At 43.0% G+C, this 22,267-nt stretch carries 17 protein-coding genes; 10 read left to right on the top strand and 7 right to left on the bottom strand.

Translation table 11 applies throughout. The features are described 5' to 3' along the window. Positions 1-371 precede the first annotated feature (371 nt). From GJB62_RS13655 to ssuD, 6 genes are all read right to left on the bottom strand, one after another. Positions 372-1,718 (bottom strand): NAD(P)/FAD-dependent oxidoreductase, encoded by a 1,347-nt coding sequence (locus GJB62_RS13655; RefSeq protein WP_114081401.1) that lies wholly within the window; start codon positions 1,716-1,718, stop codon positions 372-374. 451 nt (positions 1,719-2,169) lie between these two features. Then, positions 2,170-3,120 carry a D-2-hydroxyacid dehydrogenase gene (locus GJB62_RS13650; protein ID WP_114081402.1) on the bottom strand — a complete coding sequence of 317 codons (951 nt, stop codon included), beginning with the start codon at positions 3,118-3,120 and terminating at the stop codon, positions 2,170-2,172. Positions 3,121-3,208: 88 nt separating this feature from the next. After that, positions 3,209-4,156, bottom strand: coding sequence for a D-2-hydroxyacid dehydrogenase (locus GJB62_RS13645; RefSeq protein WP_114081403.1), 948 nt, complete (start codon positions 4,154-4,156; stop codon positions 3,209-3,211). A 336-nt stretch (positions 4,157-4,492) separates the two neighbouring features. Further along, on the bottom strand, positions 4,493-5,263 hold the full coding sequence (locus GJB62_RS13640; RefSeq protein WP_114081404.1) for an ATP-binding cassette domain-containing protein: 771 nt from the start codon (positions 5,261-5,263) through the stop codon (positions 4,493-4,495). A gap of 117 nt (positions 5,264-5,380) precedes the next feature. Further along, positions 5,381-6,208 carry an aliphatic sulfonate ABC transporter permease SsuC gene (gene ssuC / locus GJB62_RS13635; RefSeq protein ID WP_114081405.1) on the bottom strand — a complete coding sequence of 276 codons (828 nt, stop codon included), beginning with the start codon at positions 6,206-6,208 and terminating at the stop codon, positions 5,381-5,383. Positions 6,209-6,301: 93 nt separating this feature from the next. Further along, positions 6,302-7,450 carry an FMNH2-dependent alkanesulfonate monooxygenase gene (ssuD, locus tag GJB62_RS13630; protein ID WP_114081406.1) on the bottom strand — a complete coding sequence of 383 codons (1,149 nt, stop codon included), beginning with the start codon at positions 7,448-7,450 and terminating at the stop codon, positions 6,302-6,304. Positions 7,451-8,396: 946 nt separating this feature from the next. Here ssuD and GJB62_RS13625 point away from each other — a divergent pair. The 6 genes from GJB62_RS13625 (at position 8,397) to GJB62_RS13600 (ending at position 16,097) form a co-directional block, all read left to right on the top strand. After that, positions 8,397-10,259 carry an iron uptake porin gene (locus GJB62_RS13625; RefSeq protein ID WP_245246159.1) on the top strand — a complete coding sequence of 621 codons (1,863 nt, stop codon included), beginning with the start codon at positions 8,397-8,399 and terminating at the stop codon, positions 10,257-10,259. Positions 10,260-10,649: 390 nt separating this feature from the next. Then, positions 10,650-11,360 (top strand): TVP38/TMEM64 family protein, encoded by a 711-nt coding sequence (locus GJB62_RS13620; protein ID WP_114081408.1) that lies wholly within the window; start codon positions 10,650-10,652, stop codon positions 11,358-11,360. A 108-nt stretch (positions 11,361-11,468) separates the two neighbouring features. Beyond that, entirely contained in the window at positions 11,469-12,482 is a 1,014-nt protein-coding gene (locus tag GJB62_RS13615) for a glycosyltransferase family 2 protein (protein ID WP_114081409.1), read from the top strand. Positions 12,483-12,839: 357 nt separating this feature from the next. Further along, positions 12,840-14,474 (top strand): FAD-binding protein, encoded by a 1,635-nt coding sequence (locus GJB62_RS13610; RefSeq protein WP_114081410.1) that lies wholly within the window; start codon positions 12,840-12,842, stop codon positions 14,472-14,474. Continuing rightward, positions 14,471-14,800: a ferredoxin family protein gene (locus GJB62_RS13605; protein WP_114081411.1), complete on the top strand. Its 330-nt coding sequence runs from the start codon at positions 14,471-14,473 to the stop codon at positions 14,798-14,800. The genes GJB62_RS13610 and GJB62_RS13605 overlap by 4 nt, the downstream gene beginning before the upstream one ends. A 286-nt stretch (positions 14,801-15,086) precedes the next feature. Next, complete coding sequence (locus GJB62_RS13600; protein WP_114081499.1) at positions 15,087-16,097, top strand: ABC transporter substrate-binding protein; 1,011 nt, start codon at positions 15,087-15,089, stop codon at positions 16,095-16,097. On the opposite strand, the gene GJB62_RS13595 is transcribed toward GJB62_RS13600, so the two are convergent. Then, a complete protein-coding gene (locus GJB62_RS13595) occupies positions 16,068-16,490 on the bottom strand; it encodes a hypothetical protein (protein WP_147262475.1) in 423 nt (140 codons plus the stop codon). The two genes, GJB62_RS13600 and GJB62_RS13595, sit on opposite strands and share 30 nt — an antisense overlap. A gap of 137 nt (positions 16,491-16,627) precedes the next feature. On the opposite strand from GJB62_RS13595, the gene GJB62_RS13590 reads away from it, so the two are divergent. From GJB62_RS13590 to GJB62_RS13575, 4 genes are all read left to right on the top strand, one after another. Beyond that, entirely contained in the window at positions 16,628-18,109 is a 1,482-nt protein-coding gene (locus GJB62_RS13590) for an amidohydrolase family protein (protein WP_114081413.1), read from the top strand. A gap of 101 nt (positions 18,110-18,210) precedes the next feature. Then, on the top strand, positions 18,211-19,692 hold the full coding sequence (locus GJB62_RS13585) for an amidohydrolase family protein (RefSeq protein ID WP_114081414.1): 1,482 nt from the start codon (positions 18,211-18,213) through the stop codon (positions 19,690-19,692). A 327-nt stretch (positions 19,693-20,019) separates the two neighbouring features. After that, positions 20,020-20,841 carry a class I SAM-dependent methyltransferase gene (locus GJB62_RS13580; RefSeq protein WP_114081415.1) on the top strand — a complete coding sequence of 274 codons (822 nt, stop codon included), beginning with the start codon at positions 20,020-20,022 and terminating at the stop codon, positions 20,839-20,841. A gap of 300 nt (positions 20,842-21,141) precedes the next feature. Beyond that, on the top strand, positions 21,142-22,236 hold the full coding sequence (locus tag GJB62_RS13575) for an aliphatic sulfonate ABC transporter substrate-binding protein (protein ID WP_114081416.1): 1,095 nt from the start codon (positions 21,142-21,144) through the stop codon (positions 22,234-22,236). Positions 22,237-22,267: the final 31 nt, after the last annotated feature.

The raw sequence follows: 22,267 nt of genomic DNA, 5'->3' as shown, positions 1-22,267 counted from the left end.
AATCAGGGTCAAGAGGACTTTTCAAACATCCTCTTATAGCAGTTCTCAGCCTTTGTGAGGTACAAGAACCCCAACCCCCTCACCGCGTAAGCGGTAAGGGGGCTATCTATATCAGGCTATCAACGACAACATTAATTTGGTTGATAAATATTTCTACCTCAGAACTTAGGCCAGGGTGCTAGTCGGACAAAACGCATAGTTTTTGAAGAGGCTATGCCAGCACCCACGCTTGCCCCTAAATTGGGGGTTTTCCTTAGCTATAATTTGGCAGACTTCACCAGTTTGCTAGACATTTGATACTTTCGTTCGCTCCATTATTCACTGCACTACATCTTTAACGATTCTACCAGTCGACAAATGCTGTGATGAAGTTACAGAGGTGTTCCAGAAGGCTCTTGCACTATATTGTTAACAGTTTTTGGTTCTACAAAAGCTTCTCGACCTGTAATCAATCTAGAGCGACGATTACGAGTGATATAATTCCACGCCCACTGAAATACTACTAGTAATTTAGTGTCAAACTCGATTAAGAAGTAGATGTGAACTAATAGCCAAAATGCCCAAGCAATGAAACCTGTGAGTTTGATTAAGCTTAAATCTACAACAGCTAAATTTTGCCCAATCATCGCCAAACTACCCACATCGTTGTAATGAAATTGTGGCAAAGTCTTACCTTTAAGCCGTCGTTGAATTAGTTTACCTACGTACTCTCCTTGTTGTTTAGCTACAGGTGCAACACCAGGTAAAGGTTTAGCATCTTGATGGGAGAAGTTGGCTAAATCTCCAATTACGAAAATGTTGTCATAACCCTCGATAGACAAGTCAGGTTCTACAATTACACGCCCAGAGTAATCGCGCTCTACACCTGTAGTTTCTGCTAAGACTTTCCCCATTGGGGAACCTTGAACACCTGCTGCCCACAATATAGTTTTTGAGGCAATTTCTGTAAATTCATTGTCTTGCTTGAAAGTAACAATATCACCTTCAATATTTGTCACTCTGGTGTGAGTGTGCAGTTCTACACCCAACTTTTGCAAAGATACTGCTGCTGATGCCGATAACTCTGGCACCATGTGTGGGAGGATGCGAGGGCCCCCTTGTAATAGTAAAATTTTCGTTTCTGAAGTGTCGATGCTGCGGAAATCTTCTTTAAGAGTTTTGTATGCCAATTCTGCGATCGCACCTGCTAACTCTACACCAGTCGGGCCACCACCCACAATCACAAAACTCAACCAAGCGCGACGTTTTTCGGGATCAGTTTCTTTTTCTGCTGCTTCAAATGCGCCAAATATCCGGCGACGCATTTCTATCGCATCTTCCACAGTTTTCAAGCCAGGAGCAACTTCTTCCCAATGATCCTTACCAAAATAGGAATGGTTAGCACCTGTGGCAACAATTAATGTGTCATAAGGTACTACTTCATCACCCAAAATAACTTGTTGCGCTTTTGGATCAATATCATGTACTTCTCCCAACAACACCTTTGTATTCTTGCTTTTGCTGAATACAGATCGCAATGGTGCGGAAATATCAGAAGGTGATAGCGTACCTGTGGCAACTTGATATAAAAGCGGCTGAAATAGGTGAAAGTTTCGTTTATCAATGAGAGTAACATTTACATTCGCTGCATTCAGACCCTTTGCTGCATACAGTCCACCAAAGCCACCACCAACAATGACAACCCGATGTGGTGCATTCTTTTCAAGTGAGACTTCCATACGAGATATTTCCTTGTGTTAAGAACTTGTAACTATTCTTAACAAAGATGTAACAGCATTATGATAGTGGTTGCTGTTTATTTAGAACAATTGAAAAAATACTAAAAGTATCCAAAGTTAGTATTCACTACTTTTATTGGATTGCCTCTCTAGATATCCCTCTTGTGTCACTTTTCCCAGATAAAAAGATGAAGTTCTTGCTACACAAGAGTTTCATGATAAAGCGATGATGATATTTATCATACTAGAAAATAAAGCCACAAACCCAACCCTAGTCTAAGGTTTAAACATTGCTTTTGATTCTTGTGTTCGGAGAGTGACCGAAGAGGAGTGTGGGGAGTGTGGGGGGTAAGACTTCTTCCCCATCCTCCCACACTTCCCACACCTCCCACACCCCTTGGATTTCTCACAAGTGAGAAATCCAGGCTAATGCCCAATTCCCAATTCCCAATCAATATCCCGCTTTCTTGTCTACGACATTCCGCAAGGGTTGACCGGTTTGATAGCGTTTAAGATTGTCGATAAACAGTTGTGCTATGCGCTCTCTCAGTCGTGGTGATAGGGCTGAACAATGGGGGGTGATAAAGGCGTTCGGCAACGACCACAAAGGACTTTCCGGTGGCAGAGGTTCTGTAGCCACTGTATCTAATCCAGCACCTGCAATCCATCCCTCACTTAGTGCGGTGAATAATGCTGTTTCATCAACGATCGCACCACGAGCAATATTAATTAAGTAAGCAGACTGACGCATAGAGCGCAAGGCGGCTTCATCGATCAAGCCTTTCGTTTCTGGGGTTAGTGGCGTGGCAATTACTACATAGTCGGCTGCGGGTAGGAGCGATCGCCATTCATCAGCACCAACGATCTTGTCAAAATTCGGTAGGGGTTCGGGATGGCGGCGACTCCCCCAAACTTTAACACCAAAGGCTTTAGCGCGAGATGCGATCGCTTGACCTATATTCCCAGTGCCGAGAATTAATAAAGTCGCGTCTGCTAACTCTTCGAGAAACACTCCTCTCACCCAGGTGTGTTCATCCTGCAAAGTTTGCAATTTTCGCAGATTCTTGGCGTGATAAAGCATGAATGCCAGTACAAATTCCGAAATTGGAATCGCGTGAACCCCTGCGCCATTAGTGAGGATAATATCTTTTTGCAAAAAATTTGGCGTAAGGATGTGATTCACGCCAGCACTCGGCGACTGTTGCCAACGCAGCCTGGGCGCTGCTGTCAATACTTTGTCAAGGGTAGAAGTTTTCAAGTAAAATCCGTTGACATAAACTTCTGCATCACTGACATCACCATCAAGATTACCTTCACTATCCACCTCCACAACATCTATATCAGGCGGTAGATAAGGCTCAATATCAGCAATGAGATGATCGGGTAAAATCAATTTCACCATTTGCTACTCCCTAATTCCATTTTAGATTTTGGATTGTGTAACCCAATTGGCAACACCTCTTCATTTTTAATTTTTAATTTTTAATTCTTTAGTATCCTGCTTCTTTATCTACTACATTTCGTAATGGTTGACCAGCTTGGTAACGCTTCAGATTATCAATAAATAGTGCTATTGAACGCTGTTTAATTTTTGGGGAATCGCTAGAAATATGAGGTGTGATAAAGATGTTAGGAAGTGACCATAAAGGACTTTGTGGTGGTAACGGTTCTGAGTTAACTGTGTCTAATGCTGCACCTGCAATCCAACCTTCTGTGAGTGCTTTTATTAAAGCCGATTCATCGACTAGGCCACCGCGAGCAATATTAATTAGGTAGGCATGTTTTGGGAGTGATCGCAATACAGATTCATCAATAAATTCTTTGGTTTCTGGAGTTAGAGGTGTTGCAATAACTACATAATCAACTCCTGGCAGAAGCGATCGCCATTCATCAGCACCCACTACTTTATCAAAATTTGGTAGCTCTTGGGGATGACGGCGACTGCCAATAATTCTTAAGCCGAAGGGTTTAGCACGGGCGGCGATTTCTTGACCAATACCACCGGCACCGATAATTAGTAAGGTCGCATCTGTCAATTCTTGGATGGCAAAGCCTCTTTTCCAGTGACGTTCTGCTTGTAGAGCATATAATTCTTGCAGGTGTTTGGCATGAGCTAGGATATAAGCGATCGCAAATTCTGCGATCGGAATTCCATGCACCCCAGCCCCATTTGTGAGGATAATATCTCTTTCCAAATAAGTTGGTGTCAGGATGTGATTCACGCCTGCATTTGGTGCATGATGCCAACGCAGTGCAGGTGCTGCTGCTATTATTTTATGTAGCGTCGGGCTTCTGGTTAAAAACCAACTAAAATAAACTTCAGCATCAGTAGCATCCCCATCTAAATTTCCTTCAACATCTACTGTGACAACCTCTGTATCAGGCGGTAGATGAGGCTCAATGTCAGCAACGAGATCGAGCGGTAAGATCAGTTTCATGGTAGATCACCTCTTTTCTATTTACAGAAATATCTCTATAAATTGCTTCTGGTTTACTAATAAATAAAAGCACTATTTACTAAATGATTTGTGGCAATATCTCTTTATTCTCTCTGTGTTCTCTGCGTCTCTGCGGTTTGCTTTGAAGGAGAATTCAGAATCAAGCGCTTTTTCGGTCAGAATACCTAATAGAATTCTAACTCTTGACTCCTTTTTCGATAAAAAATTATTTTTCGCAAATTAGATAACTATATTAATAACATTGATTCTCGAAGTAGCCTATTTTTACCACAGCTACCTCAAGCATTACATTAATCAACTAACGAAAGCTAAATCTCAACTACTCAACTGCAACAATTGGTTATTTGACTGAGTACTTTCATTGCTCATTACTCGCTGAAGAACTGCTTCTCTGATATTGATAAACACTTCGCTACTTCTATCTCGCGGACGTGAAAGTTTTACAGGTAAATCGAGAGAAATACGTCCTTCATCAATCACTATCACTCGGTCTGCCAACGCCACAGCTTCTTCTACATCGTGAGTCACCAAAAATGCAGTAAATCTCCGCTCTTGCCATAAGTTCTCTATCAAACCCTGCATCTCTTGACGAGTTAGAGCATCTAATGCTCCTAAAGGTTCATCTAACAATAACAAACGGGGCTGGCTAACTAATGCCCTTGCCAATGACACCCGTTGCCGTTGTCCACCAGATAAGACATAAGGCCACTCATCAGCCCGATCTTTGAGTCCGACTTTATCGAGTGCCCACAAAGCTTTTTCACGCCAATTGCCTTCCAAGCCTAACCCCACATTCTGAACAACGCGCTTCCACGGCAGTAAGCGGGGGTCTTGAAACATCACTGTTACAGAGCGGCTGAGTCTACGCAGTGGTTCTCCATCCAGTAGTATTCCGCCTGAAGTTGCTTTATCTAATCCTGACACCAGACGCAATAAGGTACTTTTACCACAACCACTACGTCCGACGATAGCGACAAATTCACCTGCTTCAACTTCTAAGTTTAGCGAGTTTAAAACAGTTTTATTACCGAAAGATTTCGTCAAATCCAAAATACTTAGTTGCGTACCTTGTACATTATAACTCACTTGCAAAACCTCATTTTCTCAGAACGATTGGGATTGAATTATTTGGTGAAATATTGAATTTGAAAACTACACCCAAAATCAAGAGTTTTTAAGATTTGACCTTGGTGATTTTGCCATTTATGACCTTTGATAGTTAGGATTCCAAGCCAAGAATTTGGTTTCTAACCCTCTGGCAACAGCATCTGCTAATTTACCCAGCAGTGCATAGATAACAATACTCAAAACCACAACATCAGTTTGCATAAATTCACGGGCATTCATTGCCATATAACCCAGTCCAGAATCCGCTGCGATCGTTTCTGCCACAATTAATGTCAGCCACATAATCCCCAAAGAAAAACGGACACCGACGAGAATTGAAGATAAAGCTCCTGGAAAAATAATTTGCCACAGAAGTTGTGGTGTTTTCAATCCATAGACTTTTCCCATTTCAATCAGCCCAGGATCTACACTGCGAATGCCATGAAATGTATTAAGATATAACGGGAAAAATACCCCCATAGACACTAAAAATAATCTAGCTTGATCGCCGATACCAAACCAGAGAATTACCAGGGGAATTAATGCCAAATTAGGGATAGTCCGGAGCATTTGCAAAGAACTATCCAATAACTTTTCTGCTATACGGGAAAAGCCATTGAGCAATCCCAAACCGAACCCAATACTGCCACCAACTATAAAACCAGATATCGCCCGTCCAGCACTAATTCCTATATGCTGAAAAAGTTCTCCGGTGGAGGCTAGTCTAATGGCTGTAGCGATTACGCCACTAGGGGCAGGTAAAATTCTGGTTGAAAGTAAACCAGTTCTGGAAGCAAATTCCCAAAGTACTAGCACTAGAACGGGTACAATCCAGGGAACTATTTTATCGATTTGCGGGTTTTCTAACACCTCGCTCAGGGATATATTATTGTTTCTTTTGGTATGTTTAAGGGTAATAGTCATGGGATTTTAGATTTTAGATTTCCGCAAAGATGAATCTAGAAGCATCGTTACCATAATTCGTAATTAAAGAGTAAATTACGAATTACGAATTATTCATGAAGCGCTCGTTAGTTGTTTAGCAAATTTTTCACTGCTAACTATTTCGCTAACAGTACTCAAGACTGGTGGCGTTAGCGGTGCAGTTTGTTTCTGCAAAGGTAAACGTGGAAATAATAATTCAGCTGTGCGATATGCCTCTTCTAAATGGGGATATCCAGAGAACACAAAGGTTTCTATGCCCAAATCTTGATATTCCAGCATCCTAGCGGCAACAGTATCGGGATCTCCAACTAGGGCTGTACCAGCACCACCCCGCACTAATCCAATTCCTGTCCATAGGTTGGGGCTAATCTCTAGGGTTTCTCGACTACCACTATGTAGTTGACTCATCCGTCGCTGTCCTTCAGAATCAGAACTAGCTAGGTGTTGTTGAGCTTTTGCGATCGCATCCTCATCAACATACTTAATTAGCTCATTGGCTGCATCCCAAGCCGCAGACTCGGTTTCTCGCACAATTACATGCAAGCGAATCCCAAAGCGGACTGTTCTACCTTGTTCAGCCGCCAGTCGTTTAACCTCAGCAATCTTTTGAGCAACTTGCTGTGGAGGTTCGCCCCAAGTTAGATAAACATCTATATGTTTAGCAGCAACGCGCTTTGCAGCCGCAGATGAGCCACCAAACCACAATGGTGGATAGGGTTTTTGGACTGGCGGAAATAGGAGTTTACCACCTTTGATATCCAGGTAGTTTCCTTTAAAATCGACTGTTTCCCCACTGACGATACCCCGCCAAACAGTAAGAAATTCATCGGTTAAATCATAGCGATCGTCATGACTAAGATGCAAGCCATCTCCAGCGAGTTGCACCGGATCTCCACCTGTCACCACATTAATTAACAATCTTCCTTTAGAAATCCGATCAAATGTTGCTGCCATCCGTGCAGCAGCACCAGGAGAAGTAATTCCTGGACGAATTGCTACGAGAAATTTCATCTGCTTGGTGACAGATATAAAAGCGGCGGCAGTTATCCAAGCATCTTCACAAGAACTCCCTGTGGGTAACAATGCACCCGTGTAGCCTAAATTATCCACAGCTTGAGCAATTTGCTGCAAATAATCAGGTGTGGCAACACGAGAGCCAATATCTGTGCCTAAATAGCGTCCGTCATGAGATCCAGTAGGAATAAACCAGAGAATTTCCATATCTATCAGGGTATGAGAACTTAATATACGATTATCCGATCGAATTGCCGTATTTTATAGACAAAATTCTACCCGATATTATCTAAAAATCAAGCCTAATTTAACCATTAGTAAAAAAGGGCTGCCTGAATAACGAACTCCTTAGTCGGTAATTTTGACACTTTTGTAGTCAGAATTGCTGTGTTGGAAAATACAACTTTTAATCGAGTAAGGCAAAAGGGAGGGAATAGGGAGGAGGGAATAGGGAAGAGGGAATAGGCAGGAGGAATCCTCATAAATATAGGGATAGGGGATTTTTACCGAGTGGCTATCTGCGGCGATTACCTACGGTACGCGATGCGAACGCCTACGGCACGCTACGCGATCGCAGTTGCTTGGGTTGAGTTGACCTAACCAATAATTTTGATATATTTTCTCTTCATGAATAAATACTGGGTCTTGCATTGTAACAAGCTCTATGCAAAGATAATTTTACGCAAAATCCGGTAAATCTATCGACTTATCGTTTTATCTGCTTTTCTTAACAATTGAGATTGTGAAATCTAGCTGCTTACTAATTAGTGTATTCAGCTAATGTTAATTGTCAATCAATACCTTGAATTAAATTCAAGATTTAGTCGATGCCAGTAGCCGTGGATGAATTTTGTTGCCTTATCTCACCAGTCGCACTCCAATATCAAACCGAATTTTGAATTTTGTTTTGAGAATTTTCTATGAGTTTTGGAGTCTACACTGAATTGCCTAGTAATGCTTACGATATTTATCGAGGATTTGCACTTTTCTTACTAGGGGAACCTTTGCTAACTCATTAACTAATGGTTTAGCACAAATATTTCATCAATAATTTCCGCTAGTTTTTCTGTCAAAGCTAGAGCTAATTTATTCGTTTTTCAGGTTGAGGAGTTCAAGGGTAATGTCGAATTTTCGCTCTAAATATAGATACATAATGTTCACGTTCTTATTGCTAGATATTCTAGCCATTCTGGTTTTTTATCCAGTAAAAAGTCACGCTGAACTCCCTAAATCTGATGTATCTACTGCTGAAGCAGAAGTGAACAAAGCTCCAGAAGCAATTATCAATCAAACACTAGAAACTTCAACGATAGAGACAGAAGGCAAAGGGCCAGGAGAGGTCGCATCCCCTCCTGCTTCCTGTGCGCTATCCTGCGTCCTACCTTCTTCTTCAATTCCACCGCTAACTGGTAAAAAAGCTACCAGCCCAGAACGAGTCACACCTGTCTCGCAATTGTTGGAAGTTGCACCACCAACTAATAAAAAAGCTCCAAATAATGCAGCAGGACAAGTGACATCTGTCTCGCAGCTGTCAGATGTTTTGCCCACAGATTGGGCATTTCAAGCATTACAGTCTTTGGTGGAGCGCTACGGTGTAATTGCTGGATATACAGATGACACATTTAAAGGGAATCGTGCCCTAACACGGTATGAATTTGCTGCTGGGTTGAATGCTGCTTTAGATCGCCTCAATGAATTAATAGCGACTTCAACGGCAGATTTGGTCAAACGAGAAGACTTGGATGCCATCAAAAAACTACAAGAACAATTTTCTCCAGAACTTGCTCAATTTCGGGGACGCTTAGATAACTTGGAAACGCGGACTGCGAAATTAGAGGCAAATCAGTTTACAACCACAACTAAACTTATAGGTCGAGCGCAGATTGTTCTTGGCTCGGTTCTGGCTGGCAATAATGTCGTTACCAAAAGACCTGCACCTCGCAATGCCACACTTCAAGGTTCAACGACTTTACGGTTAAACACCAGTTTTAACGGTAAAGATTCACTCAGCTTATCGCTGTCAGGTGGAAATATTGAATCATTGGGACAAACAAGAGCTGGATTATTAGGAACTTTTGAGGGGAGAACTGCTGATAACTCCAGTATTACCTTTGCACGTAATACTATTCTTCTCGGTGGCGTGCGGTATCGTTTTTTACCTAATCCAGATACTCAAGTTAACATTTATGCCCTATCTGATGGAGCTAGTGAGATAGGTCTTTCTGGCCCTATCAATCCATATTTTGAATCGTCTTCTGCAACCGGTGCTAATGGGATTTCACGATTTTCACGGCGGTCTTTGGTCTATAACTATGGAGATAGCGGGCCCGGAATTGCCATACTCCAAAAATTAGGCAAACAGGTTCAAGTAGGGATAGCATACAGCGCACCAAACGGTGGTAATCCCACAACTAATAATGGCTTATTTACAGGCAGGTATTTAGCTTTAGCACAGATAATCTACTACTCCTCTAATCGAAATTTTCGGGTGGCGGCAACTTACGTCAATACTTATAGTCCAGCAAATACCCAAGGTCTAAGCGGAACAAACTTCGGCCCAGCAGTCGGTAGTAACCTGGTAAACAGCACCGTAGCTGGAGCGGGAACTGTAGCCAATCTTTATGGACTACAGGCGTTCTATCAAGTTAATTCCAAGTTGGCAATTAATGGGTGGATAAGTTACGGAGCGCACCGCTATTTGGGGCGCGGTGATGGTAGTGCAATGGATTGGGCCGTAGGACTAGCATTCCCCGATCTTTTTAGTGAGGGTGCTTTAGGGGGGATTTTAGTTGGTATGGAGCCGAAACTCACCAGGCTCAGTCAGGGTGTAAATTTGGGAGCAGGTGCAGGACAAGCAGACAAAGATACCTCCCTGCACGTTGAGGCATTTTACCAATATAAAATCGGAGATAATATTGAGGTGACACCGGGTTTAATCTGGATTACTGCACCGGACTCTGATGCCAGCAATCCTGATAGTTTATTTGCTTGGGTTCGTACTGTCTTTAGGTTTTAATCGGGAAAACTTAGGTTTTCTAATGTAGAACTTTGACTGAAGAGACAGGGGGCAGGGGAGGTGTGGGAGGTGTGGGAGGTGTGGGAGGATGGGGAAGAAATCTGGCTCCCCACACTCAAAAGCCAGTTAAATCACGGGTTTGCGCTTATCTTAGTGCCATTCTCCCCTGCCCCCTTTCCTCTTTGTTGACATTCCCCAGACTGAACAAATATCGCTACACTGGCATATCCTTAATAATGGATTGTCAAAAACTTAACTGTTCTCAAGATTCTTCCGGCTGTGAAAAACATCTTGAGGACATTTCGTTTTTGACTCGTTTATGCGAGTTAATTAAAAGGGATATTTGCGAAAGATGGGTTATGTTACAAAAAAAGTAGGAGTAGAGTTCTAGTGTGGAACTTAAAAACTGGTATTTTACTACTTACGCTGAGTTGCATAATTGCAACTGGTATAGGAGTATATCTGATTGGCGGTATTGAACCAGCACAAATTCAGGCTTTGCTGAAAGCTTCTGGTATCTGGGCACCGATTATTTATGTTGCTTTGTATGTTGTAGCAACTATGTTAGTTCTGCCCTCAACAGTGTTGAATTTGACTGGAGGTGCAATTTTTGGCCCTTGGCTGGGTACTTTCTGGACTAGTTTTGGAGCAATTATTGCGGCAATTATTGCTTTCGTTTTTACTCGTACTATTGGACGGAAAACAGTTGCAAAACGACTAGCAGGACGCTGGCAAGCTATGGATGCGGAGGTACGGCGTGGAGGGCTTTTTTATATGTTTGCCATCCGACTAGTACCAATCATGCCTTATGGCTTAGTAAACTTTGTTGCTGGACTGACTTCGATTAGCTTTAAAGATTATGTTATGGGCACAACACTTGGTACTGTTCCTAGTGTCTTACCTTTTGTACTACTAGGTAGTTCTGGTTTGAAAGCAGTCAAAACAGGTGATTTTTTGCCGCTAGTACTAGCTTTGGGCTTAACTGGAATACTAGTAGCAGGGTCTACTTGGTATCGCCATCGTCGGACTTTTCCTAAAAAAGCTGTAGAAAGCCTTAAAGAATCTGACTCTTCAGATGACATCAACCCGGAGAATAAATAAACTATAACAATCTGACTTGAATCTTGCTAAGTATACTGAGAACTAAACCATTTATCATGAGAAGCAGTCTGTCAGCTTGGCTGTTTCAAAATTAAACGGAATTCCTAGATGCTACCAAAGTATTCATTGATTGTTCCAATTTATAACGAAGAAGAAATTATACCCGAACTATACCGCAGACTAAGTGCAGTAATGAATCGGCTAGATGGTCTTGTCGAATTAATTTTAATCAATGATGGTAGCCGCGATCGCTCCTTACAATTAATACGAGAACTCCATCAAAAAGATCCACGCATTTGCTACTTGAGCTTTGCTCGTAACTTTGGTCATCAAATTGCAGTTACTGCCGGTCTTAATTTTGTTCGAGGTCAAGTTATTATCATCCTTGATGCTGACTTACAAGATCCGCCAGAACTAATCCCAGACATGATTGAAAAATGGCGACAGGGCTATCAGGTCGTCTACGCTCAACGCACTCAACGCCTCAAGGAAGGATGGTTTAAGCGTTTTACTGCCTACTTTTTTTATCGTCTCCTCAAGAAGCTTGCAGATGTAGATATTCCTACTGATACTGGTGATTTTTGTTTAATGGATCGGCAAATTGTAGATATTCTCAATTCTATGCCAGAACGTACCCGCTACATTCGTGGTTTGCGTTCTTGGGTTGGCTTTCAGCAAACAGCAATTCGGTTCGAGCGCGATCCCCGCTTTGCTGGGGAAGTTAAATACACTTTCAGCAAATCTTTGGCCCTTGCTATTAATGGTTTAGTATCCTTTTCAATAGTTCCACTGCGGTTATCAACCTACTTAGGCTTATTAGCGGCGGCGGCGGCCATCTTCATGGCTTTATTAATCTTGTATTGGCGGCTTTTTCTTCCCCATTCGCCTTTAACTGGGTTCACGATTATTTTGATGGCAATTTTCTTTCTCGGATCTGTGCAGTTAGTTAGTGTTGGCATTTTAGGCGAATATATAGGGCGCATCTATGAAGAAGTTAAAGCTAGACCCCTTTATACTTTGGCAGAGGTAGGTGGCTTCTATTCTAAATCGCCCAATTCAACACATCATAATACTGACAAACTAGTTGAGGCTCCCCACCTTAAAAGAAATGAGGATTCTTAAGATATTTCTACCGATCGCGGCCTTGCTACCCTCCGTTGTACAGCATTCATTATTAATTTTGTTAGCGGATAGCTAGGGTTTAGCCCGTCCTGACACCTGAATTCTGTTTTGATAAATTTACATTTGAATTTGTTAAAATGCTTGCTTTTTATCTCAAACTGTGAAAAGCTTTGTTATATAAATAAACTACGGTTCGCCGATCAAGTTAAAGGATTTTCTATTCTGGCTAAATGAGCCATAAATAGAGGCTACTGAGAAGTCCTCAAGTAAATGGGCAAACAGATTTCTGAATATTTTGCAGCATCGATGGGGTGAAGACTTGATGCTTAAGACTTTATCGATGGGGGGAAATTGTAAATGCTGAAGACGTTAACAACCGATTTTGAACTTGACTTAGAAGCAGATGTGCTTGTGATTGGAGGTGGCCCGGCTGGAACTTGGGCGGCTTGGAGTGCTGCATCAAGTGGAGCAAAAGTTGTCCTGGTAGACAAAGGATATTGTGGTACGACTGGATGCGCTGCTGCATCTGGAAATGGTGTGTGGTATGTGCCGCCTGACCCAGAAGCACGAGAAACTGCAAAGGCGAGTCGAGAATCGTTGGGTGGGTTTTTGTCCGATCGCAATTGGATGGATCGAGTACTGGATCAGACCTATGCAAACGTCAATCAGTTAGCAGAGTGGGGTTATCCCTTCCCTACCGACGATGAAGGCAAACCCTACCGGCGATCGCTGCAAGGGCCAGAGTATATGCGGCTGATGCGGCGGCAAATTCAACGCGCTGGAGTCAAGATTTTAGATAATAGCCCCGCCTTAGAACTACTGGTAGATGACGATGGTGCTGTTGCTGGTGCAACAGGTGTGAATCGTCAAACTGGTGAGAAATGGAAAGTGCGATCGCAGTCCACAATTATCGCCACAGGCGGCTGTGCATTTCTCAGTAAAGCGTTAGGATGCAACGTCCTGACGGGGGATGGTTATCTGATGGCTGCTGAAGCAGGTGCTGAGATGTCAGGTATGGAATTTTCCAATGCCTATGGCATCTCCCCCGCTTTTTCTTCAGTTACCAAAACCCTGTTTTATAATTGGGCAACTTTCACCTACGAAGACGGTAGTGTGATTCCGGGTGCAAGTTCTCATAGACGGTCAGTAATTGCCCAGACATTACTGCAACAGCCAGTTTACGCCATCATAGACAAAGCGGCGGAATCGATGCGGCCATCTATGCGTTTAGCACAGCCCAACTTCTTTTTACCCTTTGATCGTGCAGGTATCGATCCATTTACCCAACGTTTCCCTGTGACTCTGCGTTTAGAGGGAACTGTGCGCGGTACGGGAGGAATTCGGATTGTCGATGAGAGTTGTGCTAGTTCAGTGCGGGGACTCTATGCGGCTGGAGATGCGGCTACACGCGAACTGATTTGTGGCGGATTTACTGGCGGTGGTAGTCATAACGCAGCTTGGGCAATATCTTCTGGCTATTGGTCGGGTAAATCGGCTGCTGAATATAGCCGCAGCTTGGGAGAATACAAAACTCAACGACAAGTTAAGGGTATTGGAGAGGTAGGATTACAGAGTGGGAGCGTAGCTTGCCGCCGAAGGCATCGCTCCTTAGCGACTGATGAAATTATTCAAGCAGTCCAAGCTGAAGTATTCCCCTACGAAAAGAACTATTTCCGTACAGAACAAGGCTTAACCGAGTCTTTGAGTAAGCTAAATCATCTTTGGCAAGAACTCCGCAACAGCCACGTAACATCAGATAAAGAGCTAATCCGGGCGCGAGAAGCTACGGCAATGGTAGCCACAGCACGATGGATGTACAGCAGTGCCATTGAACGTAAAGAAACTCGTGGGATGCACAAACATCAAGACTATCCAGAACTTGATGCTAACCAGCAACATCACCTGATTAGCGGCGGATTAGATCAGGTTTGGGTGAAGAGTCAGCCGCTAAGTACAGAAAAGCCTTTATCTAAAATAGGAGCAGCAGTGTGATTGAGTTGGTCAGCGAATCGCGGTGCATAAAATGTAATATCTGCGTGAATATTTGTCCAACCAACGTATTTGACCGTGTAGCTGATGCGCCGCCAACCATTGCTCGACAGAGTGACTGTCAAACCTGTTATATGTGCGAATTGTATTGTCCAGTTGATGCGCTTTATGTAGCACCAGAAAGCGATGTGACGGCTTCAGTCAACGAGGCAGAATTGGCAGAAGTTGGGCTGCTGGGTAGTTACCGGGAAAACATCGGCTGGGGGCATAAACGTACTTCAACAGCAAAAGCGGATCAAACATTCCAAATTTTGAAGCAGATGAAGTAGTGCGGCGGAGAAAAAAGTCATGCTGGCATTAAAAAAGGCAGGAAGCAAGAAGCAGGAAGCAGAACGTAGTCCTATAAAAATTAGGTATTTTGAGTCTAGTGACTGTTTTCAAACTCGAAGATCCCCCCTAACCCCCCTTAAAAAGGGGGGAAAAGAAATTCTTAAAGCCCTTTTTTTTAAAGAGGGAAAAGAAATTCTTAAAGCCCCCCTTTTTAAGGGGGGTTGGGGGGATCTTCAAAGACGAGATTGCTTAACGAGAGGTTTGGAAACACGCCCTAGATACCTTATGTCTAGTACGAGATTATCAACCTCAGTAGCTTGTGTCCTACTGCTACTAACTACAGCATGTAGCCAAGGTGAAACTAAATCTGCTCAATCCATTGAGGCTGTTAATGTCAATAAAGCTGTCGCTGCATCTAATAATATTTCTACCCTACGAATAGGTTATGTAGGTAGTTCTGAACCTACAGGGGCACTTGGTTGGGCAAAGAAAAAAGGAATTTTAAATCGTGAGTTGCAAAAAGCAGGATTTAAAAACATTACTTTTGCAAGATTTCCTAACGGGCCGGATCTAAATGAGGCGCTTGTCGCCGGACAATTAGATGTTGGTTCTTTAGGCGATACACCAGCCATAGTTTTGAAAGCTAGGGGTCAAGAAACCCGACTGTTGCGGATTAGCCAATTTAATACAACCGCCTGGTTAGTAGCGAAAAAGAATGGTGCGCGATCGCTTGCTGAACTTAAGGGTGAAAAAATAGCTACCCAAAAAGGCTCTTATATGCACCGATACCTGCTGGGTCTGTTAGCTGAAGCTAAAATTGCCAAGGATGTAAAAGTTGTTCACTTGATGACTACTGAGGCAAAAGCGGCTTTAGAACGTGGTGATATAGCAGCTTATGCAACCTCTAGCGATCTGGGGCCTTTTCTGAAATCACAAGGGTTTCCAGTGATTGATTCTTCTGCGAATCATAAGGGTCTTTCAGGGACATCATTAGTTGTAGCAACTGAAAGTTTTCTGGCAAAACAGCCTGATTTCCCACAGAAATTTAATGCAATTCTCACAGAAGCAGCTAAGGATTTAAAAGCTAATTCTGAAGAATATTATCAGTATCATGCTCAAACTACTAAATATCCCATCGATATTATAAAAGTATCGTTCCCACTCAGACAGGTATCAGAAGAACCATTACCAGCCGAGGGAGTGAAACTTTTAGAGGGAACAAAGAAATTTTTAGTCTCGCAGGGTTTAGCAAAGTCGGACTTTAAATTAACAGACTGGGTTGCTGAAGAAAAATAGGAAATGGGGAGTGGGGAGTGGGGGAGATGACGAAGATGAGGAGATAGAAATCAGTGACTTTTCTGAGCAAGAAAAACAAATTTCTGTAATTAAGTCTTTTAAAAGAGCAACTTCCAAGTTCAAAGGTGCAACTTCCAAGTTCAAAGGTGCAACTCCCAGGTTCAAAGGTGCAACTCCCAAGTTCAAAGGTGCAACTCCCAGGTTCAAAGGTGCAACTCCCCGGTTCAAAGGTGCAAATTCCAGGTTCAAAGGTGCAACTCCCAAGCTCAAAGGCTCAACTCCCAAGCTCAAAGGCTCAACTCCCAAGCTCAAAAGCTCAACTCCCAAGCTCAAAGGCTCAACTCCCAGACTTATAAACTTAGGACTCACGCAATAACTCTCTAAAACTTTCATTCCTACCCTTCGGGAACGCCAAGGGCGAACGTGTCCTTTGCGCCTTTGCGGTTCGTTTTTCCTTTATTTTGCGTAAGCCCTGTAAACTTTCTGCTTCCTTCTTGACCAATCCATTTGAAAATCTAGGTAAAATGGCCATGACTATTGCACTAGACCGTCCACATAAAACCAAGTCTGCTCAAATCCGCGAAAAACTTGGTTATCCGATCATTGACACAGATATACATACTCAAGAATTTCCCCCAGCATTCTTAGACTATTTAGAGCAAGTTGCTGGAACTGCGATCGCAGAGCGTTTTCAAGAACACTTACCCGGTGCATCTCGCTCTAAATGGTTTAAACAATCTTGGGATGAACGCCGCACTTACCGCACCGCCCGCCCTCCTTTCTGGACTCGTCCCACTAACGACGCTTTAAATTTAGCTACCGTTAGTTTGCCAAAGTTATTACACGAACGCTTGCAAGAAGCTGGTACAGACTTTGCCGTTGTGTACCCCAACTTGGCAACAATGGCCCCACACATCGGTCATGAAGAAATGCGGCGGGCTGTTTGTCGTGCAGCCAACACCTATCACGCTGATATTTTTCGCCCTTATAGCGATCGCTTAACACCAATTGCCGCTATTCCCATGCATACGCCCGAAGAGGCGATCGCAGAATTGGAATATGCGGTAAATATTCTGGGACTCAAAGCCATTCAAATTCCCGGACATATCCGCCGCCCCATTCCCGCCTTTGAGAAATATGGCGAAGAAGTAGCCAACGAAGCCATTTGGATTGACACCTTTGGCTTGGATAGTAAGTATGATTACGATCCCTTCTGGGCGAAGTGCGTAGAACTGAAAGTTGTACCCACCACCCACTCTTCTGGTATGGGTTGGATAAATCGGCGTTCCATTAGCAATTACCAATACAACCATATTGGTCACTTTGCATCGGCTGCGGAAGCCCTATGTAAATCTTTATTCTTTGGTGGTGTCACTCACCGCTTCCCCACACTCAAGTTTGCCTTTTTAGAAGGAGGCGCAGCTTGGGGTGCTAGTTTGTACACCGATTTGATTTGGCATTGGGATACACGCAATAAAGATCATTTGGTGGAAAACAACAATCCAGCCAATATCGATCGCGAAGAATTACTAGAACTATATACCCGTTACGGTGGCGAATTAGTACATGGTCGTTTGGATCAACTAGGTAGCGGTTTAGGTTTCCACGCTGAGTTATTATCTCCCCTAGAACCAGGTGATTTGGATGAATTCGCCGTTGCAGGAGTTACTAAGCCAGAGGATATCCGCGATCGCTTTTTGAATCACTTCTACTTCGGGACAGAATCAGATGATACCCGTGTAGCTCAAGCTTTTAACCGCAAAGCTAATCCCTATGGCGATCGCGTTAAAGCCTTCTTGGGTTCTGATTCTGGTCATTGGGACGTACCTGATATTACTGCGATCGCAGCTAATACCTATTCAATGGTAGAACGCAAGATTATCAGCGAAGAAGATTTGCAATATTTTCTGTCAATTCATCCCTTGGAGTTATACACCAGCCTGAATCGTGACTTTTTCAAAGGTACGGCTGTTGAGAAAACCGCAGATGAATTTTTGGCTAGCAAGGTTTAAAAATCATTGTTCGTAGTAAGCACTTTAGTGCCGAAGAAAGCGCTGAAGCGCTTACTACATACCCAAATACCAATCTTTTGAATAATTTAGGGTAAACTACCATGACGATCGCTTTAGACCGCCCACAAAAAACCAGGTCTGCTCAAATTCGGGAAAAACTTGGTTATCCGATCATTGACACCGATGTACATACCCAAGAATTTGAACCAGCAGTCTTGGATTATTTAGAACAAGTTGGTGGAACTGAACTTGTAGAACGTTTCAAAGAAAATTTACCAGGATCTTCGCGCTTTAAGTGGTACAAACAAAGTTGGGAAGAACGTTTTGCTTATCGCACCAATCGCCCTAACTGGTGGGGTCGTCCCACAAAAAATACTTTGAATTTGGCTACCATTAGCTTACCCAAGTTGCTGCATGAGCGCTTGGAAGAAGCAGGTACAGACTTCGCCGTTGTGTATCCCAACTTGGCAACAATGGCCCCGAATATCGGCAACGAAGAAATGCGGCGGGCTGTTTGTAGGGCAGTTAACACCTACCATGCTGATATTTTCCGTCCTTATTCTGACCGATTAACACCCATCGCGGCAATTCCCCTGCACACTCCCGAAGAAGGGATTGAAGAGTTGGAATATGCGGTAAATGTTCTCGGACTCAAAGCAATTCAAATCCCCGGTTACGTTCGTCGGCCAATTCCTGCCTTTGAAAAATACGGCAAAGAAGTCGCTAACGAAGTGGTTTGGATTGATAACTTTGGCTTAGATAGCGAATATGATTACGATCCATTCTGGGCTAAGTGCGTAGAACTAAAAGTTGTACCCACAACTCATGCTTCTAGCCAAGGTTGGACAACTCAGCGTTCTGTCACCAACGCCCAATATAATCACATTAATCACTTCGCCTTTGCAGCCGAAGCATTATGCAAATCGCTGTTCTTTGGTGGAGTTACTCGCCGCTTCCCGCAATTAAAGTTTGCCTTCTTAGAAGGTGGTTCAGCTTGGGGTGCTAGTCTATACGCCGATATTATTTGGCACTGGGAAACCCGCAACAAACAACATTTGTTGTCAAATAACAATCCTGCTATTATCGACAAGGAAGCATTAGTAGAGTTGTATACTCGCTACGGTGGCGAACTGGTAGATGGACGCTTAGATAAAATTGGTGACGGTTTAGGATTCCACCATCAATTATTGGCTCCAGAAAATCCGGGTGAACTTGATGAATTTGAACTAGCGGGAATTGAGAAACCAGAAGATGTGCGCGATCGCTTCTTGAATCATTTCTACTTCGGTACAGAATCAGACGATACCCGTGTAAGCCAAGCATTTAATCGTGCAGCTAATCCTTTTGGCGATCGCGTTAAAGCCTTCTTAGGTTCCGATTCCGGTCACTGGGATGTTCCAGATATCACCGCCGTTACTGCCAACGCCTACTCAATGGCAGAACGCGAAATCATTACCGAAGAAGACCTCCGCTACTTCCTCTCAATCCATCCCTTGGAGTTGTACACCAGTCTCAATCAAGACTTCTTCAAGGGTACAGGTGTTGAGAAAGCCGCAAACGAATATCTGGCTGCTAAGAAATAACTGTCATTAGTCATTAGTCATTTGCAAAGGACATAGACGCAGCAGCGGCTTCCCGCAGGGTAGGACTAATGACAAAGGACAATCACAACGTTCCATGTTCCATTTCCTCTGTTCACTTGTAGCGTGGGCCTTGCCCACTCTACATTTCTCCTAAATAACGAACCGCAGAGGCGCAGAGGACACGGAGAAATGAGAGTTTAAAATATCCCAAAACTGACGCAAAGATCCTCTCTATTTCTCCTCTCTCTGCGTTCTCTGCGCCTCTGTGGTTCGTTTATTTGGATAAATTTATTTCTTGGAAATCCCTTACCTAAATCCAAAATTGATATGACTCAACTAAAAACACTTCCAACCTACGACCCAAGTTTATTTGAGGGAGCAGCTGAGGGCTACGCTCAATATAGAACCAAATACCCACCGATTGTATTTGATAAACTAGCCGAAATATTTAATCTCAATGGTCAAGGACGACTCCTTGATTTGGGTACTGGCCCAGGATTAATTTCAATTCCCCTACGAACCCAATTTGAAGAAGTTGTTGCGATCGATCCCGATCCAGAAATGATTGCAGAAGCTAAACGCCAAGCAGCAGCAGTCGGAGCAAATAATATTACTTGGTTAGAACAAGGAGCAGAGTTAATCGACTCTAGTTTAGGGAAATTTAAGTTAACCACTATTGGTAGAGCCTTCCATTGGATGGAACGCGAATTAGTGCTTGAACGCATTTATGAATTGCTAACTGATGATGGTGGATTAGCACTGCTTCAGACTGGTGATAATCCTTGGGAAAGCAATCTACCTTGGAAACAAGCTGCTGTTGGAGTAGTAAAAAAATGGTTAGGTGAAGAACGACGGACTGGACAACGAGGACAAGGGACTCGTAAGCCAGTCGATCCTCCCCATGAAGTCGTAATTGGCAATTCAGCTTTTGCTCGTCAAGAAAACTATGAAGTGCCATTTGAAAAATCTTGGACTATCGATAGCTATCTCGGCTATTTATACACTACAGCCTTCTCTCTCAAAATTTTCTATGGTGATAACGCTCCAGCATTTGAAAAGGATCTCAGAGAAGCGCTGCTAGCAGTTGAGCCATCTGGACATTTTACAGAAGAACTCAAGGCTACAATCCTAGTCGCTTGGAAGCACTAGCAAAATTGAACGCTGGCAGGGCAGAGTTTCACTCAAAAATTTTAATCTTCCACTAGCACGACACTGGAGTGAGCCTTTCTCACTCCACTTCCTAAATTTTTGCCACCTCACTATTAAAGTTTCAGTTCCTCGAGTCGTTGCGGGGTGGGTAATACCCACTCTCTTCCCTAATTTCATCAGTAAAGTTTTTGAAGTTATAAAAACATTTACTGATTGGAGTTTTAAAAAACATTTTCGTTCTTGATATTGCAATTAATCATCATTGCTCTAACCACCTAAAGGGAATCAATAAAACAACCCATGCCAGCTTTAAAAGGAAAGTTTGAATTTAGAAAAAGCCCAAGAACAACACGTCGTTCTTTGCTATTTGCTTTGGGCTACTGCTTAATGCTATCGACAACCCTATCAAGTTGTAGTGAAGCCAAAAATAACGCTCAACAGTCAGCAGCTTCTCCTGAGTCAGTGGCCGTATCTAGCACTACAGAAAAGCAAGTAGTACGGATTGTACGTTCCAAACAACTTTCCGCTTTAGCAGTTTTAGAAAAGCAAGGTTCCTTAGAAAAGCGATTAGAGCCTCTGGGTTTTAAAGTACAGTGGGCTGAGTTTGCGGCTGGGCCACAACAGCTAGAAGCCTTGAATGCAAATGGATTGGATATTGCATCTACAGCCGAATCACCTCCTGTATTTTCACAAGCAGCAGGAGCGCCCCTTGTTTATCTAGCTACTACACGTCCTAGTGGTAAAGCTATTTCACTTTTAGTTCCTGTAAATTCTGCAATTAAAAGTGTTACTGATTTGAAGGGTAAAAAAGTAGCTTTTCAGAAAGCTTCTATCGGCCACTATCTATTAGTTAAAGCATTAGAAGATGCGGGGTTGAAACTGAGCGATGTTCAATCAGTTTTTTTAGCACCGGCAGATGCAAATGCGGCATTCAGTCAAAATAAGGTGGATGCTTGGTATATTTGGGAGCCATTCGGTACCAGAAATGTACAAAATAAAATAGCTCGTGTTTTAGCAGATGGTGATAAATTGCGGGATACTGGCAACTTTTACTCAACTTCGCGCCAATTTTATCAGGCTCATCCTGATGTAATCAAAATGTTTTTAGAGGAGTTAGAAAAGTCAGAAATCTGGACTAAGGATCATCCCAAGGAAGTAGCACAACTACTTGCTCCTGTAACTCAGCTAGATCCACCGACTCTAGAAATAATGCACAATAAATATGATTATGGGCTGCTACCAATTACTGAGAAAACTATTACCAAGCAACAAGAAGTTGCAGATAAGTGGTACAGCCTCGGACTTATCCCGAAAAAGGTGAATGTTAGAGATGGCTTTTTAACCCCTGAAGAATACGCCAAAATTACTCCTTCAGATGTATTAGCTAATAAGTAGTTATATATACCCAAAAAGAAATTAAAACACA

Origin of the sequence: Nostoc sp. ATCC 53789 (assembly GCF_009873495.1) — a bacterium.
Taxonomy (GTDB): domain Bacteria; phylum Cyanobacteriota; class Cyanobacteriia; order Cyanobacteriales; family Nostocaceae; genus Nostoc; species Nostoc muscorum_A.
The sequence above is the reverse complement of the archived record's forward strand: the minus strand, read 5'-3'. Positions and strand labels throughout refer to the sequence as shown.